Source organism: Pseudomonas sp. MWU12-2345, from assembly GCF_023242385.1.
In the GTDB taxonomy this organism is placed as follows: domain Bacteria; phylum Pseudomonadota; class Gammaproteobacteria; order Pseudomonadales; family Pseudomonadaceae; genus Aquipseudomonas; species Aquipseudomonas gingeri_D.
Genome location: NZ_JALLJA010000002.1, coordinates 183,620 through 207,186, shown reverse-complemented (window position 1 = coordinate 207,186; position 23,567 = coordinate 183,620). Strand labels below are relative to the sequence as shown.

Genomic DNA, 23,567 nt, shown 5'->3' with positions numbered 1-23,567 from the left:
GTGTTCTACCTCAGCTTCAGGGTGGCAAGGCCGACCAGCACCAGGATCACGGTGATAATCCAGAAACGGACGATCACCCGTGGTTCGGGCCAACCCTTGAGTTCAAAGTGGTGGTGAATCGGCGCCATGCGGAACACACGGCGGCCAGTCAATTTGAAGGAAGCGACCTGGATCACCACCGACAGGGTTTCCATCACGAACACACCGCCCATGATGAACAGGACGATTTCCTGGCGGACGATCACCGCAATGGTGCCCAGGGCCGCGCCCAGCGCCAGTGCGCCAACGTCGCCCATGAAAACCTGGGCCGGGTAGGTGTTGAACCAGAGGAAACCCAGGCCGGCACCGATCAGCGCGCCGCAGAACACAATCAGCTCGCCCGCGCCCGGGACATAGGGAATCAGCAGGTATTCGGCGAACTTCACGTTACCCGACAGGTAGCAGAAGATCCCCAGCGCGCCACCGACCATCACCGTCGGCATGATCGCCAGGCCGTCGAGGCCGTCGGTCAGGTTGACCGCGTTGCTCGAACCGACGATGACCAGGTAGGTCAGCACCATGAAGCCTGCACCCAGGGGAATGCTGACATCCTTGAGCATCGGTATCAGCAAGGTGGTCTCGACCGGGCTTTGCGCGGTCATGAACAGGAAGATCGCTGCACCCAGGCCGAACACCGATTGCCAGAAATATTTCCAGCGACTCGGAAGACCACGGGAGTTCTTCTCGATCACCTTGCGGTAATCGTCGACCCAGCCGATAGCACCGAACAGCAGGGTCACCAGAAGGACTACCCAGACATAGCGGTTATGCAGGTCAGCCCACAGCAGGGTGCTGATACCAATGGAGGACAAGATCAACACCCCGCCCATGGTCGGCGTACCCGACTTGGAGAGTTGAGTTTTTGGACCGTCATCGCGAATCGGCTGACCGATCTGCCGATTTTGAAGGGTCCGAATCATCCATGGGCCGAGAAACAGCGACAGAGACAGCGCAGTCAGTACCCCGAGAATCCCGCGCAGGGTCAGGTACTGAAAGACCGCAAAGCCTTTGTAGAACTGTTGCAGGTACTCCGCTAGCAGCAGCAGCATTAATGCTTCTCTCCCTTGTGTTCGTCAGAAGCGGGCCCACACAAAGCCGCCACGATGTTTTCCATCGCAGCGCTGCGCGAACCCTTGATCAAAATGGTGGTGTCCGTGTCTTGCTCGGCGCCCAGCGCCGCGATCAGATCGGCCTGGGTGGCGAAATGACGGGCGTGCGGGCCAAAGGCGTTGACGGCATGAACCATCATCGGTCCCACCGCATACAGCGCTGAAACCTTGTCGGCGGCATAAGCGCCTACTTCACGATGTCCTTGCTCCGCCCACTCGCCCAACTCGCCGATATCTCCGAGCACCAGAACGGTGCGGCCGGAAAAGCCGGCGAGTATATCAACGGCGGCCGCGATTGAGGCAGGGTTGGCGTTGTAGGTGTCGTCAATGACGCGAATGCCATTGATTGCTAATTGCGCCACCGCGCGCCCCTTGACCGGTTGTACCGCTTCCAGCCCGGCAACGATGCCCGGCAGGGAAACGCCGAGGGCATGGGCGGCGGCGGCGGCGGCCAGGGCATTGGCCACGTTGTGGGTGCCCAGCAGGTTCAGTTGCACCCGGGCACTGCCCAGGGGACTGTGCAAATCGAAACCCGGGCAGCCCCGTGGATCACGGGAAATCTGTGCGCCATGGAAATCGGCGGCGGTGTTTTCCAGGGCAAAGCTCAGGACTTTTCGACCGGCGGCACGGGCTTGCCAGATAGCGAAAGCCTTGTCGTCCAGGTTGAGGACGGCCACGCCATCGGCTTGCAGCCCTTCAATGATCTCGCCCTTGGCCTCGACGATTTTCTCGGGACCACCGAACTCGCCGACATGGGCGGTTCCGGCATTGTTCAAGATGGCCACATGGGGCTTGGTCATGGCGACGGTATAGGCAATTTCACCGAGGCGCGAAGCCCCCAGCTCGATGACCGCCGCACTGTGTTCCGGGGCCAGCTCGAGCAGGGTCAGTGGCACGCCCAGTTCGTTGTTCAGGTTGCCGCGAGTGGCCAGGACCAGGCCACGGGTGCGCAGGATGCTCGCGAGCAGCTCCTTGACCGTGGTCTTGCCGCTGGAGCCGGTAATGGCCGCCACCGGCTGGGTAAAGGCGGCGCGGTTCAGCGCGCCCAGCTGACCCAGGGCCAGACGGCAGTCGGCGACCAGCAACTGCGGCAGCTTGCTGCCGACCACTTCACGCTCGACCAGCGCCGCGACGGCGCCTTTGGCGGCGACATCGTCGAGATAATCATGACCGTCGAAACGCGGTCCGGTCAGCGCGACAAACAACTGGCCAGGCTGAATCGCCCGGCTGTCGATGCTCACGCCATTGAAACTGGCATCGGCCGTCAACAGGCGTGCCGACAAGGCCTTCGCCACTTCGCTGAGTTTCATCGCCTCAAGCATGGGCGACCTCCCAGGCATCCAGGGCCTTGGTGGCTTCGACCAGGTCGGAGAAGGCATGGCGCTGGCCGTTGATTTCCTGATAGTCCTCATGACCTTTACCGGCCAGGACAATCACATCGTCGGCCGAGGCGCCGGCAATCAGTTCGGCGATGGCCAGACCGCGACCGGCGACAAAACGGACCTTGTCCGTGGCCACGAAGCCGGCACGGATATCGTCGAAGATCCGCGAAGGGTCTTCAGTACGTGGGTTGTCATCGGTGACCAGCGCCACATCGGCCAGACGCTCGACCACTTCCGCCATCAGCGGGCGCTTGCCGCGATCACGGTCGCCACCGCAGCCGAACAGGCAGAGCAATTGACCCTTGGCGTGAGGACGCAGGGCCAGCAGGACTTTTTCCAGGGCATCCGGGGTGTGGGCGTAGTCGACCACCACCAGTGGCCGGGCACCACCGCCCAGGCGTTGCATGCGACCGGCCGGACCTTCGAGCTGCGGCAGTACGCGCAGGATCTCGTCCAGCGGGTAATCCAGGCCCAGCAAGGCGCCGACCGCCGCCAGCAGATTGCTCAGGTTGAAGCGTCCGAGCAGCGCACCGCGCAAGTGATGCTCGCCTTGCGGCGTCACCAACGTGGCGCGCACACCTTCGTCGCTGAATTGCGCATCGCGACAATAGAGGTAGGCGCTCGGATCTTCCTGGCTATAGGTCAGCAAACGCGACTCATGCTTTTCCGCCGCCAACTGGCGACCGAACTCATCGTCGATATTGATGACCCGGCAGCTCAGGTCGGCCCAGCCGAACAACTTGGCCTTGGCCGCACCGTAGGCTTGCATGGTGCCGTGATAATCCAGGTGATCGCGGGACAGGTTGGTCAGCACGGCCACATCGAATGCCAGCGCGGTCACCCGGCCCTGATGCAAGCCGTGGGAAGACACTTCCATGGCAACGGCCTTGGCCCCGGCTTTCTTCAAGTCGGCCAGGCTCGCCTGCACGGCAATCGGGTCCGGCGTCGTCAGCATGCCGCTCTGCAGCGCGCCGTAAAAGCCCGTACCCAGGGTGCCAAGAATGCCGCAATGCTGGCCCAGCAAATCGAGGGCCTGGGCAATCAACTGGCTGACACTGGTCTTGCCGTTGGTTCCGGTCACGCCCACCAGGTTCAGGTGGCGACTCGGATCACCGTAGAAACGCCCGGCGATATCGGACAGTTGCGCCGCCAGGCCCTTGACCGGGATCAGCGGCACATCGGTGATCGGCAGCACGGTGGCGCCTTCGACTTCATAGGCCACCGCCGCCGCGCCACGCTGCAAGGCGTCGGCAATATGGTTGCGACCGTCGACCTTGCCGCCCGGTATCGCCAAGAACAGGTCGCCGGCGCGGACTTTACGGCTGTCGAGGGCCAATTCGCGAATCAGCAGATCGCGACCGGCGTGGGCAAAAATCTTGTTCAAGCTCAGGGACATTAACCACGCCCTCCTTTTACCGGGGCAGGCGCGACAACGGCCTGCTGTTGGGGCGTTGTCGGCAAGTCGTCGGGGATGACGTTCATCAGGCGCAGGGTGCCGGACATGACTTTGCTGAAGACCGGTGCCGAGACCAGGCCACCGAAGTAACCAGCCTTGCTCGGTTCGTCGATCACCACCACGATGGCGTAGCGCGGATCGCTCATCGGGCCGAAACCGGCGAACAGCGAGCGGTAGGCGTTTTCTTCATAACCCTTGGTGCCGACCGAGGTCTTGCGCGCCGTACCGGACTTGCCGGCCACGTGATAGGCCGGCACTTTCGCGCGCCAGACACCCCGCGGCGCCTCGATCACTTGTTGCAACATACCTTGCATGGTCTTGGCGACATTTTCCGGGATAACCTGGGTACCCTCGGGAGCCTTGTCGGTCTTGATCAAGGTCAGCGGCACGATCTTGCCGTTGTTGGCCAGGGCCGAGAAGGCGTGCACCAGCTGGATCGCGGTCACCGACAGGCCGTAGCCGTAGGACAGGGTCGCGGTCTCGGCCTTGCGCCACTCGCGGTAGTTCGGCAGGTTGCCGACCCGCTCGCCGGGGAAGCCAAGGCCGGTGTCCTGGCCCAGGCCGACTTTCTGCATCACGCGGAAAATCGCTTCGCCGCCGATATCGAAGGCGACCTTGCTCATGCCGACGTTACTGGAGTTGATCAGGATGCCGGTCAGGTCGAGTACCGGGCCTTCGGTCTTGGACACGTCACGAATGGTGTACTTGCCCAACTGCAGGGTACCGGGGTAGACCTCGACCGTATCGCTGGGCTTCCAGCGGCCGGTTTCCAGGGCCGCGCTCATGGAGATCGGCTTCATGGTCGAACCCGGCTCGAACACGTCGATCATCGCGCGGTTGCGCATCATCGCCGGTTGCAGGTTGCGCCGGTTGTTGGGGTTGTAGGTCGGCTGGTTGACCATGGCGAGGATCTCGCCGGTCTTCACGTCCATGATCACCAGGCTGCCGGCCTTGGCGCCGTTTTCCACCAGGGCGTTGCGCAGCTCGCGGTTGGCCAGGTATTGCAGGCGCAGGTCAATGGACAACGCCAAGGGCTTGCCGGCCTTGGCGTTTTTGGTCACCTGGACATCCTTGATCAGCCGGCCGCGCCGGTCCTTGATCACCTGTCGCTTGCCGGGCACCCCGGCCAGCCACTCGTCGTAGGCCAGCTCCACCCCTTCGCGACCGTGGTCGTCGATGTCGGTAAAGCCGACCATATGGGCCGCCACTTCACCGGCCGGGTAGAACCGCCGGAACTCCTCGATGCCGTAGACGCCGGGAACCTTGAGGTCGAGCACGGACTGGCCCTGCTCCGGGGTCAGGCCACGGACCAGGTAGATGAATTCTTTATTGGCCTGCTGTTCCAGGCGCTCGGTCAGCAGCTTCGGGTCCTGCCCGAGCGCCATCGCCAACGCCGGCCAGCGATCCTTGGCCAGTTGCATTTCCTTGGCGTTGGCCCACAGCGTGGTCACCGGGGTACTGACGGCCAGGGGCTCGCCATTGCGATCGGTGATCAGGCCACGGTGCGCCGGAATCGGGATATGCCGCATGCTGCGCGCATCGCCCTGGCCGATCAGGAACGCCCGGTCGATCACCTGCAGGTCGACGATCTTCCAACTGATATAGCCGACCATGATCGCCAACGCGCCGAGGACCACGCGGAAGCGCCAGGGATAGAGCGCGCCTTCGAGTTTCATCATGGCGCCACCATCCTGACTTCGGATGGGCTGGGGATGCGCATCTTCAGTTGTTCGGTGGCCAGGGTTTCGATCCGGCTGTGGGCGGTCCAGGTGCTCTGCTCGAGAATCAGGCGACCCCATTCGGCCTGGGCCTTGTCACGCACGCTCAGCTCGTTGTACAGCGAGTTGAGCAGTTGACGGTTCCAGTGCGCGCTGTAGGCCACGCCGATGGCGGAAACCAGCACGGCGACAAACAGCAGAAACATGAAAAAGCTTCCGCCGGGAAGTGGCTTGGCGTAGAGCTTGCTCACCGCAACTTCTCCGCGACACGCATGACGGCGCTGCGCGCACGCGGGTTGGCCTTGAGCTCGGCTTCGGAGGCAAACCGGGCCTTGCCATGCACTTTGATCCGCGGCTCGAAAGCCTGGTGGCGGACCGGCAGGTTACGCGGCAGGTTGTCGCTTTCGCCCTTGACCAGGCGGCGCATGAACAGTTTGACGATACGGTCTTCCAGCGAGTGGAAGCTGATGACCACCAGGCGACCACCGACTTCCAGGGCGTCGAGCGCCGCTTCGAGGCCGGTTTCCAGGTCGCCCAGTTCGTTGTTGACGTGGATGCGCAGGCCCTGGAACGCGCGGGTCGCCGGATTCTTGCCCTTTTCCCAGGCCGGGTTGGCCACCTTCAGCACTTCGGCCAGGTCGGCGGTGCGCTCGAAGGGTTTGATCACACGACGCTCGACCACGGCCCGGGCCATACGGCCGGAGAAACGTTCTTCGCCGTATTCCTTGAACACCCGGGCAATTTCTTCAGCCGGTGCGGTGGCGATGAACTCAGCCGCACTGATGCCACGGGACGGGTCCATGCGCATATCCAGCGGACCGTCGTTCATGAAACTGAAGCCACGCTCCGGGTCGTCGAGCTGCGGCGAAGACACGCCAAGGTCCAGCAGGATGCCGTTGACCTTGCCAGCCATGTCACGCTCGACGATTTCCGAACCGAGCTCGGCAAAGCTGCGCTGCACAACGACAAAGCGGCCGTCTTCGGCCGCTAGCGCTTGCCCGGTGGCAATCGCCTGAGGATCCTTGTCGAATCCGAGGAGTCGGCCACCCGGCCCGAGCTTGCTGAGGATCAGCCGGCTATGCCCGCCACGGCCGAAGGTGCCATCCAGATAGCAGCCATCAGGGCGTACGGCGAGAGCCTCGACGGCTTCGTCAAGCAGTACGGTGATGTGGTTAAAGCCGCTATCAATAGTCACAGGATCAGATCACGCAGTTCATCAGGCATCGCGCCCGGTTGTTGAATGGCCGCCAGGTCCGCTGCCGATACAGCGTTCCAGGCGTCCTCGTCCCACAGTTGAAACTTGTTCAGTTGGCCTACCAGCATCGCGTGCTTGTCCAGCTTCGCGTACTCACGCAGGCGCGGCGGCACCAGGAAACGGCCGCTGCCGTCGAGCTCGAGGTCGACGGCATTACCAATCAGCAAACGCTGCAGCCGGCGGTTCTCTTCCCGCAACGACGGCAACGCCCGCAGCTTGGTTTCAATCAGTTCCCACTCGTCGAGCGGGTACACACACAAACAGGGGTCCACGGCATCAATGGTCACGATCAGTTGGCCGGAACTACGCGAAACGAGCTCGTCACGGTACCGGCTCGGCATAGCGAGACGGCCCTTTGCATCGAGACTGATAGCGTTGGCTCCGCGAAACACAGCTGCGTTTCTCCAAATATTAGCGTTTTACGTCAAAAAAACCCACTTCATGCCACTTTCCTCCACTTGCGCACACTATAGGAATGCGCCCACCACACCGTCAAGGCGCGGTCTTAAGGAAAAGCCTTACAGATCGGAGATTTAGGAGCATAAAAGGAGGTAATTCGACAATCGGGAGAGTGTTTCCGGAGACGAACTTCAACGCGCTGAGAAATTTGAGCGCGGAAGTTAAAGTGATTTGTGAAGAGTAAGATTTTTTCGGTATTACAAATGCGCTTCTGCCAGCGATTGCGTGCAGGGAGGGAAAGAGGTGGAGAGTCGATCTGTAAGCCGGGTTCTGTCGAGGACAGTCATTCCTCTACGATGGCCATCACTGGACATCTTTAGCAACCTACCCGGTTCCAGCGCGGGCCACGCCTTGGAACCCTATTTGGTCTTGCTCCGAGTGGGGTTTACCTAGCCACGAACTGTTGCCAGCCGTGCGGTGCGCTCTTACCGCACCTTTTCACCCTTACCGGCGCCGAAGCGCTTAGGCGGTTATTTTCTGTGGCACTTTCCGTAGGCTCACGCCTCCCAGGCATTACCTGGCACTCCGCCCTATGGAGCCCGGACTTTCCTCCCCCCCCTAATTTTCATAGGGGGCAGCGACTGTCCAATCGACTCTCCGCCGCGAAGGTTACCGGCACATGCCCTGAAGGACAAGCATTAAAGGCGTTTCGCCACAGGGTGCTGTCCCGGCAAACACCGCCAGGCCGGATCCCACACCTGGATCGGATCCAACCCACAGCAAAATCAGTCAGGCATTTTTCTGCCGATCCAGCGCCACCTGATACAGCAGGTTCTTGCGCACCCCAGTGATTTCCGCCGCCAGGGCCGCGGCGCGCTTGAGCGGCATTTCCTCGAGCAACAGGTCGAGGACGCGCATCGCCTCGCTGCCGACCGCGTCGTCGTTTTCCGGTGCCGTCCAGCCGGCGACCAGCACCACGCACTCGCCACGCTGCTGATTGGCGTCGGCCTCGACAAAGCCGCGCAGCTCGCTCAGCGGCAAGCCCTTGAGGGTTTCGAAGGTCTTGGTCAGTTCACGGGCCAGCAGTGCCGGGCGCTCGGCGCCGAAGACCGTCTCCATGTCCTGCAGGCATTCAAGGATCCGATGCGGCGCTTCATAGAAGATCAACGTGCGCGGTTCTTCCTTGAGCAACTCGAGGCGAGCACGACGCCCCACCGCCTTGGCCGGCAGGAAACCTTCGAAAATGAACCGATCGGACGGCAGCCCGGCCGCCGAGAGCGCGGCGATCAAGGCGCAAGCGCCGGGAACCGGCACTACACTGATACCTGCCGCCCGCGCCTGACGCACCAGGTGATAACCGGGATCGGAGATCAACGGCGTGCCCGCATCGGAGATCAGGGCCACGTCCTCGCCCGCCAGCAACTTGGCGATGAAACGGCTGCCTTCGTCACGTTCGTTGTGCTCGTGACAGGCCGCAAGCGGTGTCGTAATTCCGAAGTGCTGCAACAATCTGAGGGAGTGGCGGGTGTCTTCCGCGGCAATCAGCGACACGTCGCGCAACACCTTCATGGCCCGCGCACTGATGTCATCCAGGTTGCCAATGGGCGTCGCCACCACATAAAGCGAGCCGACAGCGGAATTCAAAGCACCTGGAGCAGTCAAAGCGCATACCTCGAGAAGAACGAAAACGCCATTGTAGCGCGTAGCCGCCCTGCCGATATGCTTCACAACGGCGAGCGCGGGCCCAAAAGGCGAGCGATTCGAGCGCCGTGACACGCTTTGTACGACCTAATTTGACCGTTTCACGCCAGTAACATCGCGCCCCGGCCAGTGCTTGGGTACAATTCCACGCTCATATGATCGAGTATCAGGAACACTACATGATCGCTTGCCTGCGGCTGTTCTCTGCCCTCTGCCTCGCTGCCTTGCTGGCGGCTTGCGCCAGCTCGCCCTCTTCCAGCCTTGGCGAACTCCCACGGACCCCGAATGCCAGCATCGAGCAACTGCTCGAGCAGGCGGCTTCCAGCAAGACGCCGGAACAAGCCGCCCTGCTGCGCCTGACCGCTGCCGACCTGGCCTATCGCCAGAAAGACAGCGGCCGCGCCTCGCAGATTCTTGCGCAGGTACCGCTGGATACCCTCAAGCCGGCACAGCAGGTGTACGCCAGTACCCTGGCGGCCGAACTGGCGATGACCCGCAACCAGCCCAAGGCGGCGCTGACCGCCTTGAGCCACCCGAGCCTGGAGCGCCTCAGCGAGCTGCCGGTGGACCAGCAGATTCGCACCCAGACCGTGCGCGCCCGCGCCCTTGAAGCCGACGGCCAGACCCTGGCCGCCGCTCGCGAGCGCATCTTCATCGCCCCGCTGCTCAGCGGCGATGCGGCGAAAAGCAATCACGAAGCCATCTGGGCACTGATCGCGGCCCTGCCGACCGACCAGCTGCAACCCACGGGCAACGACGATCTCAGCGGCTGGTTGAGCCTGGCGCTGGCGGTGAAATCGTCCGGTACCCTGGAACAGCAACAGGCGGCCATCGATACCTGGCGCGCGCAGAACCCCAAGCACCCGGCCGCCGTGCAATTGCCGCTGCCCCTGGTGAAACTCAAGGAACTGGCCAGCCAGCCGCTGAGCAAGATCGCCCTGCTGCTGCCGCAGGACGGCCCGCTGGCCTCGGTCGGCAAGGCCCTGCGTGAAGGCTTCATGGCCGCTCACTACCAGGCCCAGCAGGCCGGCCAGAAGCCGCCGGTCATCGAGTTCTACGACAGCTCGCGCCTCACCTCCCTCGACGACTTCTATCGCAAGGCCCAGGCCTCCGGCGTGCAGTTGGTGATCGGTCCGCTGGAGAAGCCGCTGGTCAAGCAGCTCAGCGCCCGTGCGCAATTGCCGATCACCACCCTGGCGCTGAACTACAGCGAAAGCGCGCAGAACCCGGCGCAGTTGTTCCAGTTCGGCCTCGCCGCCGAAGACGAAGCCCGCGAAGTGTCCCGTCGCGCCCGCGCCGACGGCCTGCACCGTGCTGCCGCCATGGTGCCGAAAGGCGAATGGGGTGATCGCGTGCTCAAGGCCTTCCGCCAGGATTGGGAAGCCAACGGCGGCACCGTGGTCGGTATCGAACGTGTCGATCAACCAGTCGCCCTGGCCCAGCAGATCGCCGATCTGTTCCAGCTGCGCCAGAGCGAAGGCCGCGCCAAGAGCCTGCAAAGCACGGTAGGCGGCCAGGTCGCCGCCCAACCGTCGCGTCGCCAGGACATCGAGTTCATCTTCCTCGCCGCGACACCGCAACAGGCGCAGCAGATCAAACCGACCCTGAACTTCCAGTACGCCGGTGATGTACCGGTGTATGCGACCTCCCACGTGTTCAGCGCCACCGGCGACCAGAACCAGTACAACGACATGAACGGCGTTCGTTTCTGCGAAACCCCTTGGCTGCTGGACGCCAACGACCCGCTGCGCAAACAGGTCACCGCGCAATGGCCACAAGCCAACGGCGCCCTCGGTCGCTTGTATGCCATGGGTGTCGACGCCTATCGCCTGGCACCACGCCTGGGTCAACTCAAGGCCCTGCCCGACAGCCGTATCGAAGGTCTCTCCGGCAGCCTGAGCATGGATCCGGGACAACGGGTCGAACGCCAGCTGCCCTGGGCCCAGTTCGTCAGCGGTCAGGTCCAGCGCCTGCCGGATACGCCGCACTGATGGCACCCGCCGCCCACCTGGAACACGGCAAGGATGCCGAGCTCCTGGCGCTGCGGCACCTTGAACAACAGGGGCTGCGCCTGCTGGCGCAGAACTGGACATGCAAACGGGGCGAGCTTGATCTGGTCATGCTCGACGGCGATACAGTAGTATTCGTCGAAGTTCGTTACAGGAAAAACACCCAATGGGGTGGCGCACTGGGCAGCATCGATGCCCGCAAGCGCAAGAAGGTAATATTCGCCGCGCAGTATTTCCTGCAACGCGAGTCACGCTGGGCCCATTGCCCTTGCCGCTTTGACGTGGTGGCCATAGACGGCCCGGTCGAGGCGACACCCCAGTTGAACTGGCTACGGAATGCCTTCGACAGCTGATCCAGGCTGTCGACCCGGTTACTCTTTTCACCCACCGATTTTGCTCTTTGCTTTGCGGGCTGCACATTCTTGTGCCGGGCAGCTACCGGGAAAACCCGGTCCGCGCTCGACCAGCCGCCCTACTTAAGGTTACGTAGATGGACATGCAATCCCGAATTCGCCAGCTTTTCCAGGCCAGTATCGACACCAAGCAACAGGCGATGGACGTTCTTGCACCTCACATCGAGCAAGCCAGCCAGGTCATGGTCAATGCCCTGCTCAACGAAGGCAAAATGCTCTCCTGCGGCAACGGCGGCTCCGCCGGCGATGCCCAGCACTTTTCCTCGGAACTGCTCAACCGCTTCGAGCGCGAGCGACCGAGCCTGCCGGCCATTGCCCTGACCACCGACAGCTCGACCCTCACCTCGATCGCCAATGACTACAGCTACAACGAAATCTTCTCCAAGCAGATCCGCGCACTGGGCCAACCGGGCGACGTGCTGCTGGCGATTTCCACCAGCGGCAACTCCGCCAACATTATTCAGGCCATCCAGGCCGCACATGATCGCGAAATGGTTGTCGTAGCCTTGACGGGACGCGACGGCGGCGGCATGGCCTCCCTGCTGCTGCCCGAGGATGTCGAGATTCGCGTCCCGGCCAACGTCACCGCACGTATTCAGGAAGTCCACCTGCTGGCGATCCATTGCCTCTGCGATCTGATCGACAGCCAATTGTTCGGGAGTGAAGAATGACCATCAATCGCCTTAGCCTGCTGGCCTTGACCCTGTGCCTGGGCATCAGCGGCTGCAGTTCGGTACTGACCGCCACCCGCGACGAGCCGATCAACGACGATCGCGGAACCCGCACCCTGGGCAGCAAGATCGATGATTCGCTGATCGAGACCAAGGTCGCGGTCAACGTCGCCAAGGCCGATCCCGCCCTGGATAACGGCTCGCATATTGTCGTCACCAGCTATAACGGCATTGTCCTGCTGGCCGGCCAGACCCCACGCGAAGACCTCAAGGCCAAGGCCGAACAGGCCGCCGCCGCGGTTCAACGAGTGAAGAAGGTCAACAACGAGCTGCAGATCATCGAACCGTCCTCGCTGCTGGCCCGCAGCAGCGACAACTGGCTGACCACCAAGATCAAGACCCAGATGCTGACCGATAACAGCATTCCCGGTTCGCGCATCAAGGTCGTCACCGAGAACGGCATCGTCTACCTGCTGGGCCTGGTGACCCAGGACGAAGGCGCCCGCGCCACCAACCTGGTGCAGAGCGTCGGCGGCGTGCAGAAGATCGTCAAGCTGTTCGAGTACATCGACTGATCCGCTGCCAGAATGCAGATGTAAAAAAGGCGCCTCATTCGAGGCGCCTTTTTTATTACTTCACCACCTTCAAGCTTGGCCGACCGCTAGGACGCGGCGGCTCGGAACCTGGCGGCGGACCGTCATCATCCGGCTCGACCCCATCGTCGCCCTCCAGGGGCGCTTCCAGCTCGAACACCATGCCCTGGCCGTTCTCCCGGGCGTAGATCCCGAGAATGGCGCTGATCGGCACGAAAAGCGTGTGCGGTACACCACCGAAACGCCCTTCGAAGCTGACCGCCTCGTTGTCCATGTGCAAGTGACGCACCGCGCTGGGCGAAACGTTCAAGACGATTTGCCCGTCGCTGGCAAAACCTTGCGGCACCTGGACCGAGGGATACTCGGAATTGACCAGTATGTGCGGCGTACAATCGTTATCCACTATCCATTCGTACAGAGCACGAACCAAATAAGGGCGACTGGAGTTCATAAAACGGCTCCTTAGCGCATATCGCGTTCGACACCAGACAAGCTTGCCTGGAAAGCCTCACGCGCAAACTGGCGCTCCATATAATCGAGCAACGGCTTTGCGGGCCGCGGCAATTCAATACCCATAATCGGCAGACGCCAGAGTATCGGTAATAGACAGCAGTCCACCAGACTTTGCTCATTACTCAGGAAAAATGGCTTGTCGGCAAACAACGGCGATGCCCCTGTCAGGCTCTCGCGCAATTCCTTACGCGCCTGCACCCGCGCCGGCTCCTTGCTGCGCGAATCCAGAATCACATCCACCAACGCACACCAGTCGCGCTGAATGCGATGGATCAGCAAACGGCTGTTGGCCCGTGCCACGGGATAAACCGGCAGCAGCGGTGGATGCGGATAACGCTCATCCAGGTATTCCATCACCACGGTCGACTCCCACAACGCCAGGTCACGATCGACCAGGGTGGGCAGGCTGCCGTAAGGGTTCACCTCGATCAGCTTCGGCGGTTGACGCCCCGCTTCCACGGTAATGATCTCGGCGCTGACACCCTTCTCCGCGAGCACGATGCGCACCCGGTGGGAATAGTGGTCGGCGGGGTCGGAGTAACAGGCCAACCGGTTGGTCACGCCCATGGCGGTCCTCCTCGCTTGTTGAAATTATTGAAAACGGAAAAACGAGCGCGCCCAAGACAAGCCTCCCGCAGCCCCAAAACAGAGCGAGGGTGAAACCGTTGCCGGCTCACCCCGCCCGTCCTTGCTGGCTACATCTTCAGAGGCACCCTTGGGCGCGCACGATTGACAGCTATGTTACAACGTTATCAATGCACATCCTTCCAGTATTCGCGCTTGAGCAGATAAGCGAACACGAAGAAGAAGGCCAGGTACAGCAAAACGTAGGTACCGATGCGCTGATGTTCCAGCTTCACCGGGTTGGCCGAGTAGGCCAGGAAGGTCACCAGATTCTTGACCTTCTCATCGAATTGCTCTTCGTTCAAGGCACCGGTTTTCGGCACGATGGTCAACTGGTCGCACGCTTCATGGGTCAAAGGCGTACCGGTCAGCGGATCATACTGCTTCTTGCCCTCCTCGACGATTTGAACCTGCTTGCAACCGACGACCTGACGCCCCTGCAGGCCCACCAGCACGTTGGGCATGCCGACGTTCGGGAAGACCTTGTTGTTCACGCCCCAGGGACGCGCAGGGTCTTCGTAGAAGGATCGCAGGTAGCCATAGAGCCAGTCGGTGCCGCGTACGCGGGCCACCAGGGTCAGGTCGGGCGGTGCCGCGCCGAACCAGGCCTTGGCGTCGGCCGGCTGCATGCCGATGGTCATGTGGTCGCCGATCTTGGCACCAGTGAACACCAGGTTCTTGAGCATCAGGTCATGGGGAATCCCCAGGTCATCGGCGACACGTTCATAGCGCTGGAACTTGGCGCTGTGGCAACCCATGCAATAGTTGGCAAAGGTCCGTGCACCATCCTGCATGGCCGCCTTGTCGGAAACATCGATGGCGACTTTTTCAAGATCAGGACCATGCTCGTCAGCGAAAGACAGGAGTGGCAGGGCCACAAGCATCAAGACTGCAAATAATTTTTTCATCAGCCAGTCACCCTTTCCGGTACCGGTTTGGTCTTCTCGAGCCGGGTATAGAACGGCATCAGAATGAAGTAGGCGAAGTACAGGACCGTGCAGATCCGCGACAGCAGCGTGCGCTCCGGCGTCGGCGGCATCACACCCAGCCAGCCGAGGGTGACGAAGGCGATGCAGAACACCCACAACCAGATCTTGCTCAGCCACCCCTTGTAGCGCATCGACTTCACGGGACTGCGGTCCAGCCACGGCAGGACGAACAGCACGGCGATCGACGCGCCCATGGCCATGACGCCCATGAGTTTGTCCGGAACCGCCCGCAGGATCGCGTAGAACGGCGTGAAGTACCAGACCGGGGCAATGTGCTCGGGGGTCTTGAAGGCGTTGGCCACTTCGAAGTTGGGTTTTTCGAGGAAATAGCCGCCCATTTCCGGGAAGAAGAACACGATGGAGCAGAAGATGAACAGGAACACCACCACGCCGACGATATCCTTCACGGTGTAGTACGGGTGGAAGGCAATGCCGTCCAGCGGTACGCCGTTCTCGTCCTTGTGCTTCTTGATGTCGACGCCATCCGGGTTGTTCGAACCGACCTCGTGCAGCGCCAGTACGTGCAGCACCACCAGGCCGAGGATGACGATCGGCAGGGCCACCACGTGCAGGGCGAAGAAGCGGTTCAGGGTGATCCCGGAAATCAGGTAGTCACCACGAATCCACTGGGTCAGGTCGTTGCCGATGACCGGGATCGCACCAAACAGCGAGATGATCACCTGAGCCCCCCAGTAGGACATCTGCCCCCACGGCAGCAGGTAGCCCATGAACGCCTCGGCCATCAGCGCCAGGTAGATCAGCATGCCGAATAGCCACACCAGCTCACGGGGCTTCTGGTACGAACCGTAGAGCAGGCCACGGAACATGTGCAGGTAGACCACGATAAAGAACGCCGAAGCGCCGGTGGAGTGCAGCAGGCGCAGGATCGAGCCGTACTCGACGTCGCGCATGATGTATTCGACGGAGGCGAAGGCTTCTTCCGCCGAAGGGGTGTAGCTCATGGTCAGCCAGACACCGGTGACGATCTGATTGACCAGCACCAGCAGGGCCAGGGAGCCAAAAAAGTAGAAAAAGTTGAAGTTCTTCGGAGCGTAATACTTGCTGAGATGGTCTTCCCACATCTTGGTGGCGGGAAAGCGCGCATCGACCCAATCCATGAACTTGCTCATCACGCTTTCTCCATATCGACGCCAATCACAACAATCGTGTCGGACTCATAGGAATGCGGCGGAACTGGCAGGTTCAAAGGCGCGGGTTGCGACTTGTAGACTCGGCCAGCCAGATCGTAGTGAGAACCATGGCAAGGGCAGAAATAGCCACCGACCCAGTCGGCGCCCAGATCGGCGGGCGCCACTTCCGGACGGAAGGTGGGTGAGCACCCCAGATGGGTGCAGATACCGATCAACAGCAGTAGCTCTGGCTTGATCGCGCGGTTCTTGGGGTCGACATAGGTGGGTTGTGTAGAAGCCTTGGACTCGGGGTCGGACAAGCGATCCTCGATCTTGGCCAGATTACCCAGAATCTCGGGGGTACGATGGACGATAAAGACCGGTTGACCTCGCCACTCAGCAATCATCTGCTGCCCACGCTCGATCTTGCTGATATTCACCTTCACGGGCGCCCCCGCAGCTTTCGCCTTGGCACTGGGAAACCATGACCCCACGAACGGGACCGCAGCCCCCACCGCTCCTGCAGCTCCTACCACGGATGTGGCTGCTACGAGGAAGCGACGCCGGCCTGCATTCACGCCGTCATTGCTACTCATTCAGTCCTCTCCCATCAGCTTTGTGGCCTGTTAAATCAGGCGTCTACTAAGTGAATTTTTGTACTTATAAATTTTGCCGAATGGTAATGAAAAGCCACACGTATGACAAGGTAATTACCAGCCCCACCCTGCCCCAAGCCTTGTAGTATAGGGGCTCTACGGATGTGGCAAGTTGTCACAGGAAAATATTTCGCCCATAAAAAAACCCGGTTTCGCGAGGAAACCGGGCTTTTTGTAGAACGTATGCTGAAACGTAGAGCCGGTACGGGACCGAATTAACGCTTCGAGTACTGCGGACGCTTACGCGCTTTACGCAGACCCACTTTCTTACGTTCAACTTCACGAGCATCGCGGGTTACGAAGCCGGCTTTGCGCAGAGCACCGCGCAGAGTCTCGTCGTAATCCATCAGAGCGCGAGTGATACCGTGGCGGATTGCGCCAGCTTGACCACTTACACCACCACCGATGACAGTGACGTAGATATCGAATTTCTCGGTAGTCTCAGTCAGTTCCAACGGCTGGCGAACTACCATGCGGGCAGTTTCGCGACCGAAGAACGTGTCCAGGGTGCGGTTGTTGATGGAGATGTTACCAGTACCCGGACGCAGGAAAACGCGTGCGGTTGCGGTCTTGCGACGGCCAGTGCCGTAATTTTGAGTCGCCGACATAATGAACTATTCCGTTAAATCTTCAGTTCTTGGGGCTGCTGAGCAGTATGAGGGTGAACAGCGCCCGCATAGACTTTCAGCTTACGGTACATGTCGCGACCCAGCGGGTTCTTAGGCAGCATGCCTTTGACCGCGGTCTCGATCACGCGCTCAGGGGCTTTAGCGATCAGCTTTTCGAAGTTGATCGACTTGATGCCGCCCGGGAAACCGGAGTGGGAGTAGTACATTTTGTCGGTGGTTTTAGCACCGGTTACACGAATCTGCTCGGCATTGATCACAACGATGTAGTCACCGGTGTCGACGTGCGGAGTGTATTCGGCTTTGTGCTTGCCACGCAGGCGGCTCGCGATTTCGGTGGCCAGACGACCCAGGGTCTGACCAGCAGCGTCGACGATAAACCAGTCGCGCTTAACTGTTTCCGGTTTAGCAGTAAAAGTTTTCATTCTTTATAGCCTCAGGGGCCGCCTGTAAATAAGACGGCGGATCTTACTGAATAGTGCGTACTTTGACAAGGTCAAAGGCAGCCGGATACAGACGCTTTCGGGGGCTCGGGTCGGCGCGTCCGTTCAACGGCAAGATTCTTTGGCGGCGGCGCATCACTTCCACTGCATAAAGAGGTGCGTAATTATGCAGATTGCGAAAAAAATTTCAACCTGCTTTTATGATCGTTTCCCCACAGGAGCAGCCAATGGAATACCGTCAGCTAGGCCGGACCGATCTGAACGTGAGCGCAATTTGCCTGGGGACCATGACCTGGGGCGAGCAGAACACCCAGGATCAAGCCTTTGCCCAGATCGAACGGGCGAAAGGTGCCGGGATCAATTTCATCGACACCGCCGAGATGTACCCGGTGCCGCCCAAGGCCGAAACCTACGCCAGCACCGAGCGCATGATCGGCAACTGGTTCAAGCAGCGCGGCGACCGTGCCGACTGGATCCTGGCGAGCAAGATCGCCGGACCCGGCAACGGCATCGGCTATATCCGCGACGGCCAGCTCAAGCACAACCGCCAGCATATCGTCGAAGCCCTGGACGCCAGCCTCAAGCGCCTGCAGACCGACTGGATCGATCTCTACCAGTTGCACTGGCCGGAACGCAGCACCAATTTCTTCGGCCAACTGGGCTACAAGCACAAGGCCGACGAAGACTTCACGCCGATCGAGGAGATCCTCGAAGCGCTGGACGAACAGGTCAAGGCCGGCAAGATCCGCCATATCGGCCTGTCCAACGAAACCCCGTGGGGCACCATGAAATTCCTGCTCGAGGCCGAGCGCCGCGGCTGGCCGCGGGCGGTGTCGATCCAGAACCCCTACAACCTGCTCAACCGCAGCTTCGAAGTAGGCCTGGCGGAAGTCGCCCTGCGCGAACAGTGCGGCCTGCTGGCGTACTCGCCGATGGCCTTCGGTTTCCTCTCGGGCAAGTATGAAGGCGGCGCCCGGCCGGACAAGGCACGCCTGAGCCTGTACAGCCGCTTCAGCCGTTATTTCAACCCGCAATCGGAAGCGGCGTGCAGCCGTTATGTCGCCCTGGCCCGTGAACACGGCCTGGACCCGGCGCAGATGGCCCTGGCATTTGTCACCCAGCAACCGTTCGTCACCAGCAACATCATTGGCGCGACGACGCTGGAGCAGTTGGACAGCAACATTGCCAGCGCCGACCTGAAGCTGTCGGAGGAAGTGCTGGCGGGGATCGAGGCGATCCACAAGGATCATCCGAACCCGGCGCCGTAAGCCTACCGGTGTAGGAGCGAGCTTGCTCGCGATGGTAGTCGGAACACCGCGGGGTATCAGGTTTCCCGCGTCATCGTTGACGGCCATCGCGAGCAAGCTCGCTCCTACAGTGAGATTGAGGCGTGCCTGTCAAAGCGACCGGGCAATGATCTCCTTCATGATCTCGTTGGTCCCGGCATAGATGCGCTGCACCCGTGCATCCGCCCAGGCCCGGGCCACCGGGTATTCCCACATGAACCCGTAGCCGCCATGCAACTGCACGCACTCGTCGAGCACCTTGCATTGCAGGTCGGTGCCCCAGTACTTGGCCATCGCCGCCGTCGGCACATCGAGCTGGCCTTGCAGATGCAACTCCAGGCAGCGGTCGACAAACACCCGGCCGATCTGGATCTCGGTGGCCATTTCCGCCAGCTTGAAGCGCGTGTTCTGGAAGTCGGCAATGGATTTGCCGAAGGCCTTGCGCTCGCGGGTGTACTCCAGCGTCCATTGCAACGCCGCCTCGGCCGAGGCCAAACCGCCGATCGCCACCGTCAGGCGCTCCTGAGGCAGCTCCTGCATCAAATAGGCAAAACCCGCTCCGACCTGCCCCAGCAGATTTTCCCGGGGCACCCGCACATCCTGGAAAAACAGCTCGGAAGTGTCCTGGGCCTTCATGCCGACCTTTTCCAGGCGCTTGCCCTTGGCGAACCCCGGCGTATCGGCCTCGACCAGGAACAGGCTGATCCCCTTGGCTCCGGCCTGGGGATCGGTCTTGGCGACGACGATCACCAGGTCGGCGAGAAAGCCGTTGGTAATAAAGGTCTTCGAGCCATTGAGCACATACTCGTCACCGTCCAGCACTGCCGTGGTCTTCACCCCTTGCAGGTCGGAGCCGGCCCCCGGCTCGGTCATCGCAATGGCCGTGACCATTTCGCCGGACACCAGCTTGGGCAGGTACTTGAGCTTCAGCGCCTCGCTGCCGTAATGCAGGATATAAGGCGCGACAATATCCGAATGCAATGAGAAACCGATGCCGCTCAAGCCCTGCCGGCTGATTTCCTCGATCACCACGGCACTGTAGAGAAAGTCCGCCGCCATGCCGCCGTAGGCCTCCGGCAGATGAGAACAGAGCATCCCCTGCGCCCCCGCCTTGTTCCACAACTCGCGGTCGATATAGCCGCGTTTTTCCCACTGCCCATGGAAGGGCGCCGCCTCCTGCTCGAGAAACTTGCGCACACTGCTGCGAAACAGCTCGTGCTCGGAACTGAACAGGGTTCTGGGAATCATCGGGGGCACCTGCAAGGACGCTGAGGCCAGGATTGGCCCGTAAAGCCTATGCCAGTGTTTTGCCGGGTAACACTGGACACATGCGACAAAAAATAAGACGATCCAGCCGTCTGTTGACCACTTTCCCCTATAAGAACTTCCCGCTAATCCGCTAATAAGAACAATGGAATTATGGCTAACCCACTCTCCACGCCCTTGCGGCGCGTCAGCATCCTGGCTATCGACCGGGTATTCGCTTCCACCCTTATGCAAGCCAAGGACTTCTTCCACCTGGCCAGCCTGCGCTACGGCAAACAGCTCGGCCATGGACTCACCAAGGCCTTCGAGACCCGCCTGGTCAGCCCCGACGGCAAGCCGGTGTGCAGCTTCAGCGATGTGATCCTGCCGGTGGACGGCGGCCTGGAAAATGCCGATGTGATCATCCTGCCGGCGTTCTGGGACGACTTCGAAACCCTCTGCCGGCGCTACCCCCAGGTCATGCCCTGGCTGCGCGAGCAGCATGCCCGCGGCGCCGTGCTCTGCGGCGAGGCCACCGGGGTGTTCTGGCTGGCAGAAGCCGGCCTGCTCGATGGCAAGGAAGCGACCACCTACTGGCGCTTCTTCAACGCCTTCAGCGAACGCTACCCCAATGTCCAGCTGAACCAGGACAAGCACCTGACCGACGCCGACAACCTCTACTGCGCCGGCGGCACCACCTCGGCCTGCGACCTCTATATCTACCTGATCGAACGCTTCTGCGGGGCCAACGTCGCCCAGGCCGTGGCCCGCGATATCCTCTATGAAGTCCAGCGCAGCTACGCCCCGGGGCGTATCGGCTTCGGCGGCCAGAAGCTGCACCAGGACGTGATCATCCTGCAGATCCAGCAATGGCTCGAAGAGCATTTCGCCGACAAGTTCCGCTTCGAGGATGTCGCCCGGGAACACGGCATGAGCATTCGCAACTTCATGCGCCGCTTCCAGACCGCCACCGGCGACAAGCCGTTGCACTACCTGCAACGCTTGCGCATCGAGACCGCCAAGGGCCTGCTCTCGGGCACCCGTAAAAGCATCAAGACCATCAGCTATGAAGTCGGCTATGACGATGCCAGCTTCTTTGCCCGACTGTTCCGCCAACACACCGAACTGTCGCCCAACCAGTATCGCCAGCAGTTCCAGCAAGCGGCGTGAAGCCCGTGCGCCGTTTTCGACACTAAACGAAAGCGGCGCGCAACCTTGCATAATTAATTACCACAGCGCCCTGCCCTCGCCTTCGTAGACTCGCTCCGGCAATCACTACCGATTGCCACTGACAAGGAGCGTCGTACATGCCTATTGGATTGGCTCAACAGCAGCCCTCATTCCCTACACCGACGGTGGAACCCCAGCGCGCCTGGCGCGCCCGTTTCCCCAACCCGCCGGACCTGTGCTTCGACTACCGCCGGTTGGTCGAGCAACCCGGCGGCGTCGCCCGCGCCACGGACCGCGCCCACCGGATCTGCATCATCGGCGCCGGCGTCACCGGCCTCAGCGCGGCTCACGAGCTGCTGCGCTGCGGCTTCACGGACATCACCCTGCTCGAACAGTCCCGGCGCATCGGCGGCCGGCACCTGACCGTGATCGACAAAAGCCAGCCCGCCACCACCGGTTCCACCCCCTTCGAAATGGGCGCGATGCGCCTGCCGTACTTCAACCGCGAGGGCGAGGCACCGCTGCAAGGGCGCTCCGTGCTCGCGCACTACACCGAGCAGTTCAACCTGCGCCTTTCGGATTTCGCCAACCCCGGCAGCGCCCAGGTCAGGAGCACCGGAATTTTCCTCCGCGAGGGCCTGCTGGAGGGGCAGGAAACCCCGCGGATGCTGATCTGGGACAACCGCGACGGGCAGACCCCGCCACCGGGAAAACTGCTGAAACAGGTCCACGAAAAATGGCGCCTGTTCGCCGAGCGCATGACCCGCCAGGTCGAGGCCCACTACGCCAGCGACGGCTGGGAAGACCTCTGGGCGGCGATTGTCCGGCGTTATGAGAGCCTGTCGTTTCGCAACCTGGTCACGCTGCCGGCCATCAGCCACTGGCATGCGGACGACCCGGGCAATTTCGGCGGCGTCGGCATGAGCGCCGAAGAGTCGGCGATCTTCTATGCCATCGGCATCGGCGACGGCAGTTGGGGCGCGTTCTATGACGCCTGCAGCTTGTACCCGATCCGCACCGCGATCTTTGGTTTCAGCCATCGCCTGCAATTGATGCACGGCCGCGTCGATGAGCACGGCAATCCGCTGCCGTCGCCGCATCTGCAGGCCGGCACGCTGCTCGACTGCAACGGCCTGGCCTTCGATGCCCCGCGCTACCTGGGTGTCGCCGCCCTGGACGAATGCCTGTTGTTCATGCCGGTCGAAGGGCGTGGCCTGTCCTTCTACGAACATTGCCGACAGCGCGGTGCCGGGTTCGCCACCCAGGCCCAGGTCAACGGCCTGAGCAAACTGCCCAACCAGCAGATTCGCGTCGACTACGCCTGGCAATGGGACGATCCGCAACGCCGCGAGCTGCGCAGCGAGGTCTTCGACTCGGTGATTCTCACCCTGCCGTCCTGGTTGATCGAAACCACCGTCGAGCTCAAGGGTTTCGACGAGCGGATGCTGCCGTTCCACATCCGCAGCGCCTACAAGACCGCCCACTGGGAAACCAGCTGCAAGGTGTTTGCGCCGCTGAAAAAAAGCTTTTTCACCGAGCCCCACGGCATCCCCCAGGCGCTGGTCACCGACAGCCTGATCCACGACATGTACACCTATAGCTACAACGACACCTATCCATATGACTGCATCCTGCTGAGTTACACCTGGGAGGACGATGCAACCAAACTTGCGCTGTTTTCGGACCAGGAGCTGGTGGAAAAATGCGTCGGCGAACTGGATCGGATCCTGCTGCACGCGAGCAATATCAATCAGCGGATCTCACCCTATATCGATACGCAAAGGGCCGCGGTGCATCGCTGGATGAGTGATCGTAATGCCCTGGGAGCCGCCAAGCTCTATCGCCCCGGCACCTATTACGAAGCCATCGACCTGATGAACTACAACCGCCACTACTCCGCCCGCTCCGGGCTCTACCTGTGCGGCGAATCCTTTTCGGTCGACGCCGGCTGGACCGAGCCCTGCCTGCGGGGCGCCCTCGATGCCACGATCCATCTGTGCCAACGCACCGGTGCAATATTCAATGGAGGTTTCAGCTTGAAGCACTACCCCGAATACAGCGGGCGACCACCCGCCAACAACCCACCAACTGCGTTCAGTATTCCCAGGGCGGTCTAGGAAATACCCGACTGACTTACCGG

At 61.4% G+C, this 23,567-nt stretch carries 23 protein-coding genes and 1 other RNA gene; 7 read left to right on the top strand and 17 right to left on the bottom strand.

From position 1 onward, the window contains the following. Positions 1 to 5: 5 nt before the first annotated feature. The 9 genes from mraY to rsmI all read right to left on the bottom strand — a co-directional run bounded on the left by mraY (position 6) and on the right by rsmI (position 9,002). A complete protein-coding gene (gene mraY, locus M5C71_RS07260; RefSeq protein WP_152741173.1) occupies positions 6 to 1,088 on the bottom strand; it encodes a phospho-N-acetylmuramoyl-pentapeptide-transferase in 1,083 nt (360 codons plus the stop codon). Then, positions 1,088 to 2,470, bottom strand: a complete 1,383-nt coding sequence (gene murF / locus M5C71_RS07255; protein ID WP_248746370.1) for a UDP-N-acetylmuramoyl-tripeptide--D-alanyl-D-alanine ligase — start codon at positions 2,468 to 2,470, stop codon at positions 1,088 to 1,090. The genes mraY and murF overlap by 1 nt, the downstream gene beginning before the upstream one ends. Further along, a complete protein-coding gene (locus M5C71_RS07250; RefSeq protein WP_152741175.1) occupies positions 2,463 to 3,926 on the bottom strand; it encodes a UDP-N-acetylmuramoyl-L-alanyl-D-glutamate--2,6-diaminopimelate ligase in 1,464 nt (487 codons plus the stop codon). The genes murF and M5C71_RS07250 overlap by 8 nt, the downstream gene beginning before the upstream one ends. Continuing rightward, positions 3,926 to 5,662 carry a penicillin-binding protein 2 gene (locus M5C71_RS07245; RefSeq protein WP_177099622.1) on the bottom strand — a complete coding sequence of 579 codons (1,737 nt, stop codon included), beginning with the start codon at positions 5,660 to 5,662 and terminating at the stop codon, positions 3,926 to 3,928. The genes M5C71_RS07250 and M5C71_RS07245 overlap by 1 nt, the downstream gene beginning before the upstream one ends. Next, on the bottom strand, positions 5,662 to 5,955 hold the full coding sequence (gene ftsL, locus M5C71_RS07240) for a cell division protein FtsL (RefSeq protein ID WP_100941296.1): 294 nt from the start codon (positions 5,953 to 5,955) through the stop codon (positions 5,662 to 5,664). Before ftsL ends, M5C71_RS07245 begins: the two co-directional genes overlap by 1 nt. Next, a complete protein-coding gene (rsmH, locus tag M5C71_RS07235; RefSeq protein WP_103494606.1) occupies positions 5,952 to 6,893 on the bottom strand; it encodes a 16S rRNA (cytosine(1402)-N(4))-methyltransferase RsmH in 942 nt (313 codons plus the stop codon). The genes ftsL and rsmH overlap by 4 nt, the downstream gene beginning before the upstream one ends. A 2-nt stretch (positions 6,894 to 6,895) precedes the next feature. Continuing rightward, complete coding sequence (gene mraZ / locus M5C71_RS07230; protein ID WP_100941295.1) at positions 6,896 to 7,351, bottom strand: division/cell wall cluster transcriptional repressor MraZ; 456 nt, start codon at positions 7,349 to 7,351, stop codon at positions 6,896 to 6,898. A gap of 310 nt (positions 7,352 to 7,661) precedes the next feature. Next, positions 7,662 to 8,015, bottom strand: an RNA gene (gene rnpB, locus M5C71_RS07225) — RNase P RNA component class A. A 132-nt stretch (positions 8,016 to 8,147) separates the two neighbouring features. Beyond that, entirely contained in the window at positions 8,148 to 9,002 is an 855-nt protein-coding gene (gene rsmI, locus M5C71_RS07220; protein WP_177099470.1) for a 16S rRNA (cytidine(1402)-2'-O)-methyltransferase, read from the bottom strand. Positions 9,003 to 9,238: 236 nt separating this feature from the next. On the opposite strand from rsmI, the gene M5C71_RS07215 reads away from it, so the two are divergent. The 4 genes from M5C71_RS07215 to M5C71_RS07200 all read left to right on the top strand — a co-directional run bounded on the left by M5C71_RS07215 (position 9,239) and on the right by M5C71_RS07200 (position 12,727). Then, complete coding sequence (locus tag M5C71_RS07215) at positions 9,239 to 11,050, top strand: penicillin-binding protein activator (RefSeq protein WP_103494523.1); 1,812 nt, start codon at positions 9,239 to 9,241, stop codon at positions 11,048 to 11,050. Next, positions 11,050 to 11,421 carry a YraN family protein gene (locus M5C71_RS07210; protein ID WP_177099468.1) on the top strand — a complete coding sequence of 124 codons (372 nt, stop codon included), beginning with the start codon at positions 11,050 to 11,052 and terminating at the stop codon, positions 11,419 to 11,421. The genes M5C71_RS07215 and M5C71_RS07210 overlap by 1 nt, the downstream gene beginning before the upstream one ends. A 137-nt stretch (positions 11,422 to 11,558) precedes the next feature. Next, a complete protein-coding gene (locus M5C71_RS07205) occupies positions 11,559 to 12,152 on the top strand; it encodes a phosphoheptose isomerase (RefSeq protein WP_103494521.1) in 594 nt (197 codons plus the stop codon). After that, the gene (locus M5C71_RS07200) at positions 12,149 to 12,727 is read left to right on the top strand and encodes a BON domain-containing protein (RefSeq protein ID WP_103494520.1); all 579 of its coding nucleotides are present in this window, start codon (positions 12,149 to 12,151) and stop codon (positions 12,725 to 12,727) included. Before M5C71_RS07205 ends, M5C71_RS07200 begins: the two co-directional genes overlap by 4 nt. 55 nt (positions 12,728 to 12,782) lie before the next feature. Here M5C71_RS07200 and M5C71_RS07195 read toward each other — a convergent pair whose 3' ends face one another. The 7 genes from M5C71_RS07195 to rplM form a co-directional block, all read right to left on the bottom strand. Then, positions 12,783 to 13,196, bottom strand: coding sequence for a ClpXP protease specificity-enhancing factor (locus M5C71_RS07195; RefSeq protein ID WP_103494519.1), 414 nt, complete (start codon positions 13,194 to 13,196; stop codon positions 12,783 to 12,785). An 11-nt stretch (positions 13,197 to 13,207) separates the two neighbouring features. Next, a complete protein-coding gene (locus tag M5C71_RS07190; RefSeq protein WP_103494518.1) occupies positions 13,208 to 13,825 on the bottom strand; it encodes a glutathione S-transferase N-terminal domain-containing protein in 618 nt (205 codons plus the stop codon). Positions 13,826 to 14,010: 185 nt separating this feature from the next. Then, the gene (locus tag M5C71_RS07185; RefSeq protein WP_103494517.1) at positions 14,011 to 14,790 is read right to left on the bottom strand and encodes a cytochrome c1; all 780 of its coding nucleotides are present in this window, start codon (positions 14,788 to 14,790) and stop codon (positions 14,011 to 14,013) included. Further along, positions 14,790 to 16,001, bottom strand: coding sequence for a cytochrome bc complex cytochrome b subunit (locus M5C71_RS07180; RefSeq protein ID WP_100941287.1), 1,212 nt, complete (start codon positions 15,999 to 16,001; stop codon positions 14,790 to 14,792). The genes M5C71_RS07185 and M5C71_RS07180 overlap by 1 nt, the downstream gene beginning before the upstream one ends. Next, positions 16,001 to 16,597: a ubiquinol-cytochrome c reductase iron-sulfur subunit gene (gene petA, locus M5C71_RS07175; protein ID WP_103494516.1), complete on the bottom strand. Its 597-nt coding sequence runs from the start codon at positions 16,595 to 16,597 to the stop codon at positions 16,001 to 16,003. Before petA ends, M5C71_RS07180 begins: the two co-directional genes overlap by 1 nt. Before the next feature lie 275 nt (positions 16,598 to 16,872). Then, positions 16,873 to 17,265 carry a 30S ribosomal protein S9 gene (rpsI, locus tag M5C71_RS07170; protein ID WP_103494515.1) on the bottom strand — a complete coding sequence of 131 codons (393 nt, stop codon included), beginning with the start codon at positions 17,263 to 17,265 and terminating at the stop codon, positions 16,873 to 16,875. 14 nt (positions 17,266 to 17,279) lie between these two features. Continuing rightward, on the bottom strand, positions 17,280 to 17,708 hold the full coding sequence (gene rplM, locus M5C71_RS07165; protein ID WP_060783310.1) for a 50S ribosomal protein L13: 429 nt from the start codon (positions 17,706 to 17,708) through the stop codon (positions 17,280 to 17,282). 245 nt (positions 17,709 to 17,953) lie between these two features. On the opposite strand from rplM, the gene M5C71_RS07160 reads away from it, so the two are divergent. Then, on the top strand, positions 17,954 to 18,994 hold the full coding sequence (locus M5C71_RS07160; RefSeq protein ID WP_103494514.1) for an NADP(H)-dependent aldo-keto reductase: 1,041 nt from the start codon (positions 17,954 to 17,956) through the stop codon (positions 18,992 to 18,994). A 129-nt stretch (positions 18,995 to 19,123) separates the two neighbouring features. On the opposite strand, the gene M5C71_RS07155 is transcribed toward M5C71_RS07160, so the two are convergent. Beyond that, positions 19,124 to 20,269, bottom strand: coding sequence for an acyl-CoA dehydrogenase family protein (locus M5C71_RS07155; protein ID WP_247263179.1), 1,146 nt, complete (start codon positions 20,267 to 20,269; stop codon positions 19,124 to 19,126). Between the two features lie 261 nt (positions 20,270 to 20,530). Between M5C71_RS07155 and M5C71_RS07150 the strand changes: the two genes are divergently transcribed. Together M5C71_RS07150 and M5C71_RS07145 are read left to right on the top strand one after the other, a co-directional pair. Beyond that, positions 20,531 to 21,427: a GlxA family transcriptional regulator gene (locus tag M5C71_RS07150; protein ID WP_177099618.1), complete on the top strand. Its 897-nt coding sequence runs from the start codon at positions 20,531 to 20,533 to the stop codon at positions 21,425 to 21,427. A gap of 137 nt (positions 21,428 to 21,564) precedes the next feature. Then, entirely contained in the window at positions 21,565 to 23,544 is a 1,980-nt protein-coding gene (locus M5C71_RS07145; protein WP_248767538.1) for an NAD(P)/FAD-dependent oxidoreductase, read from the top strand. The last annotated feature ends 23 nt before the right edge of the window (positions 23,545 to 23,567 follow it).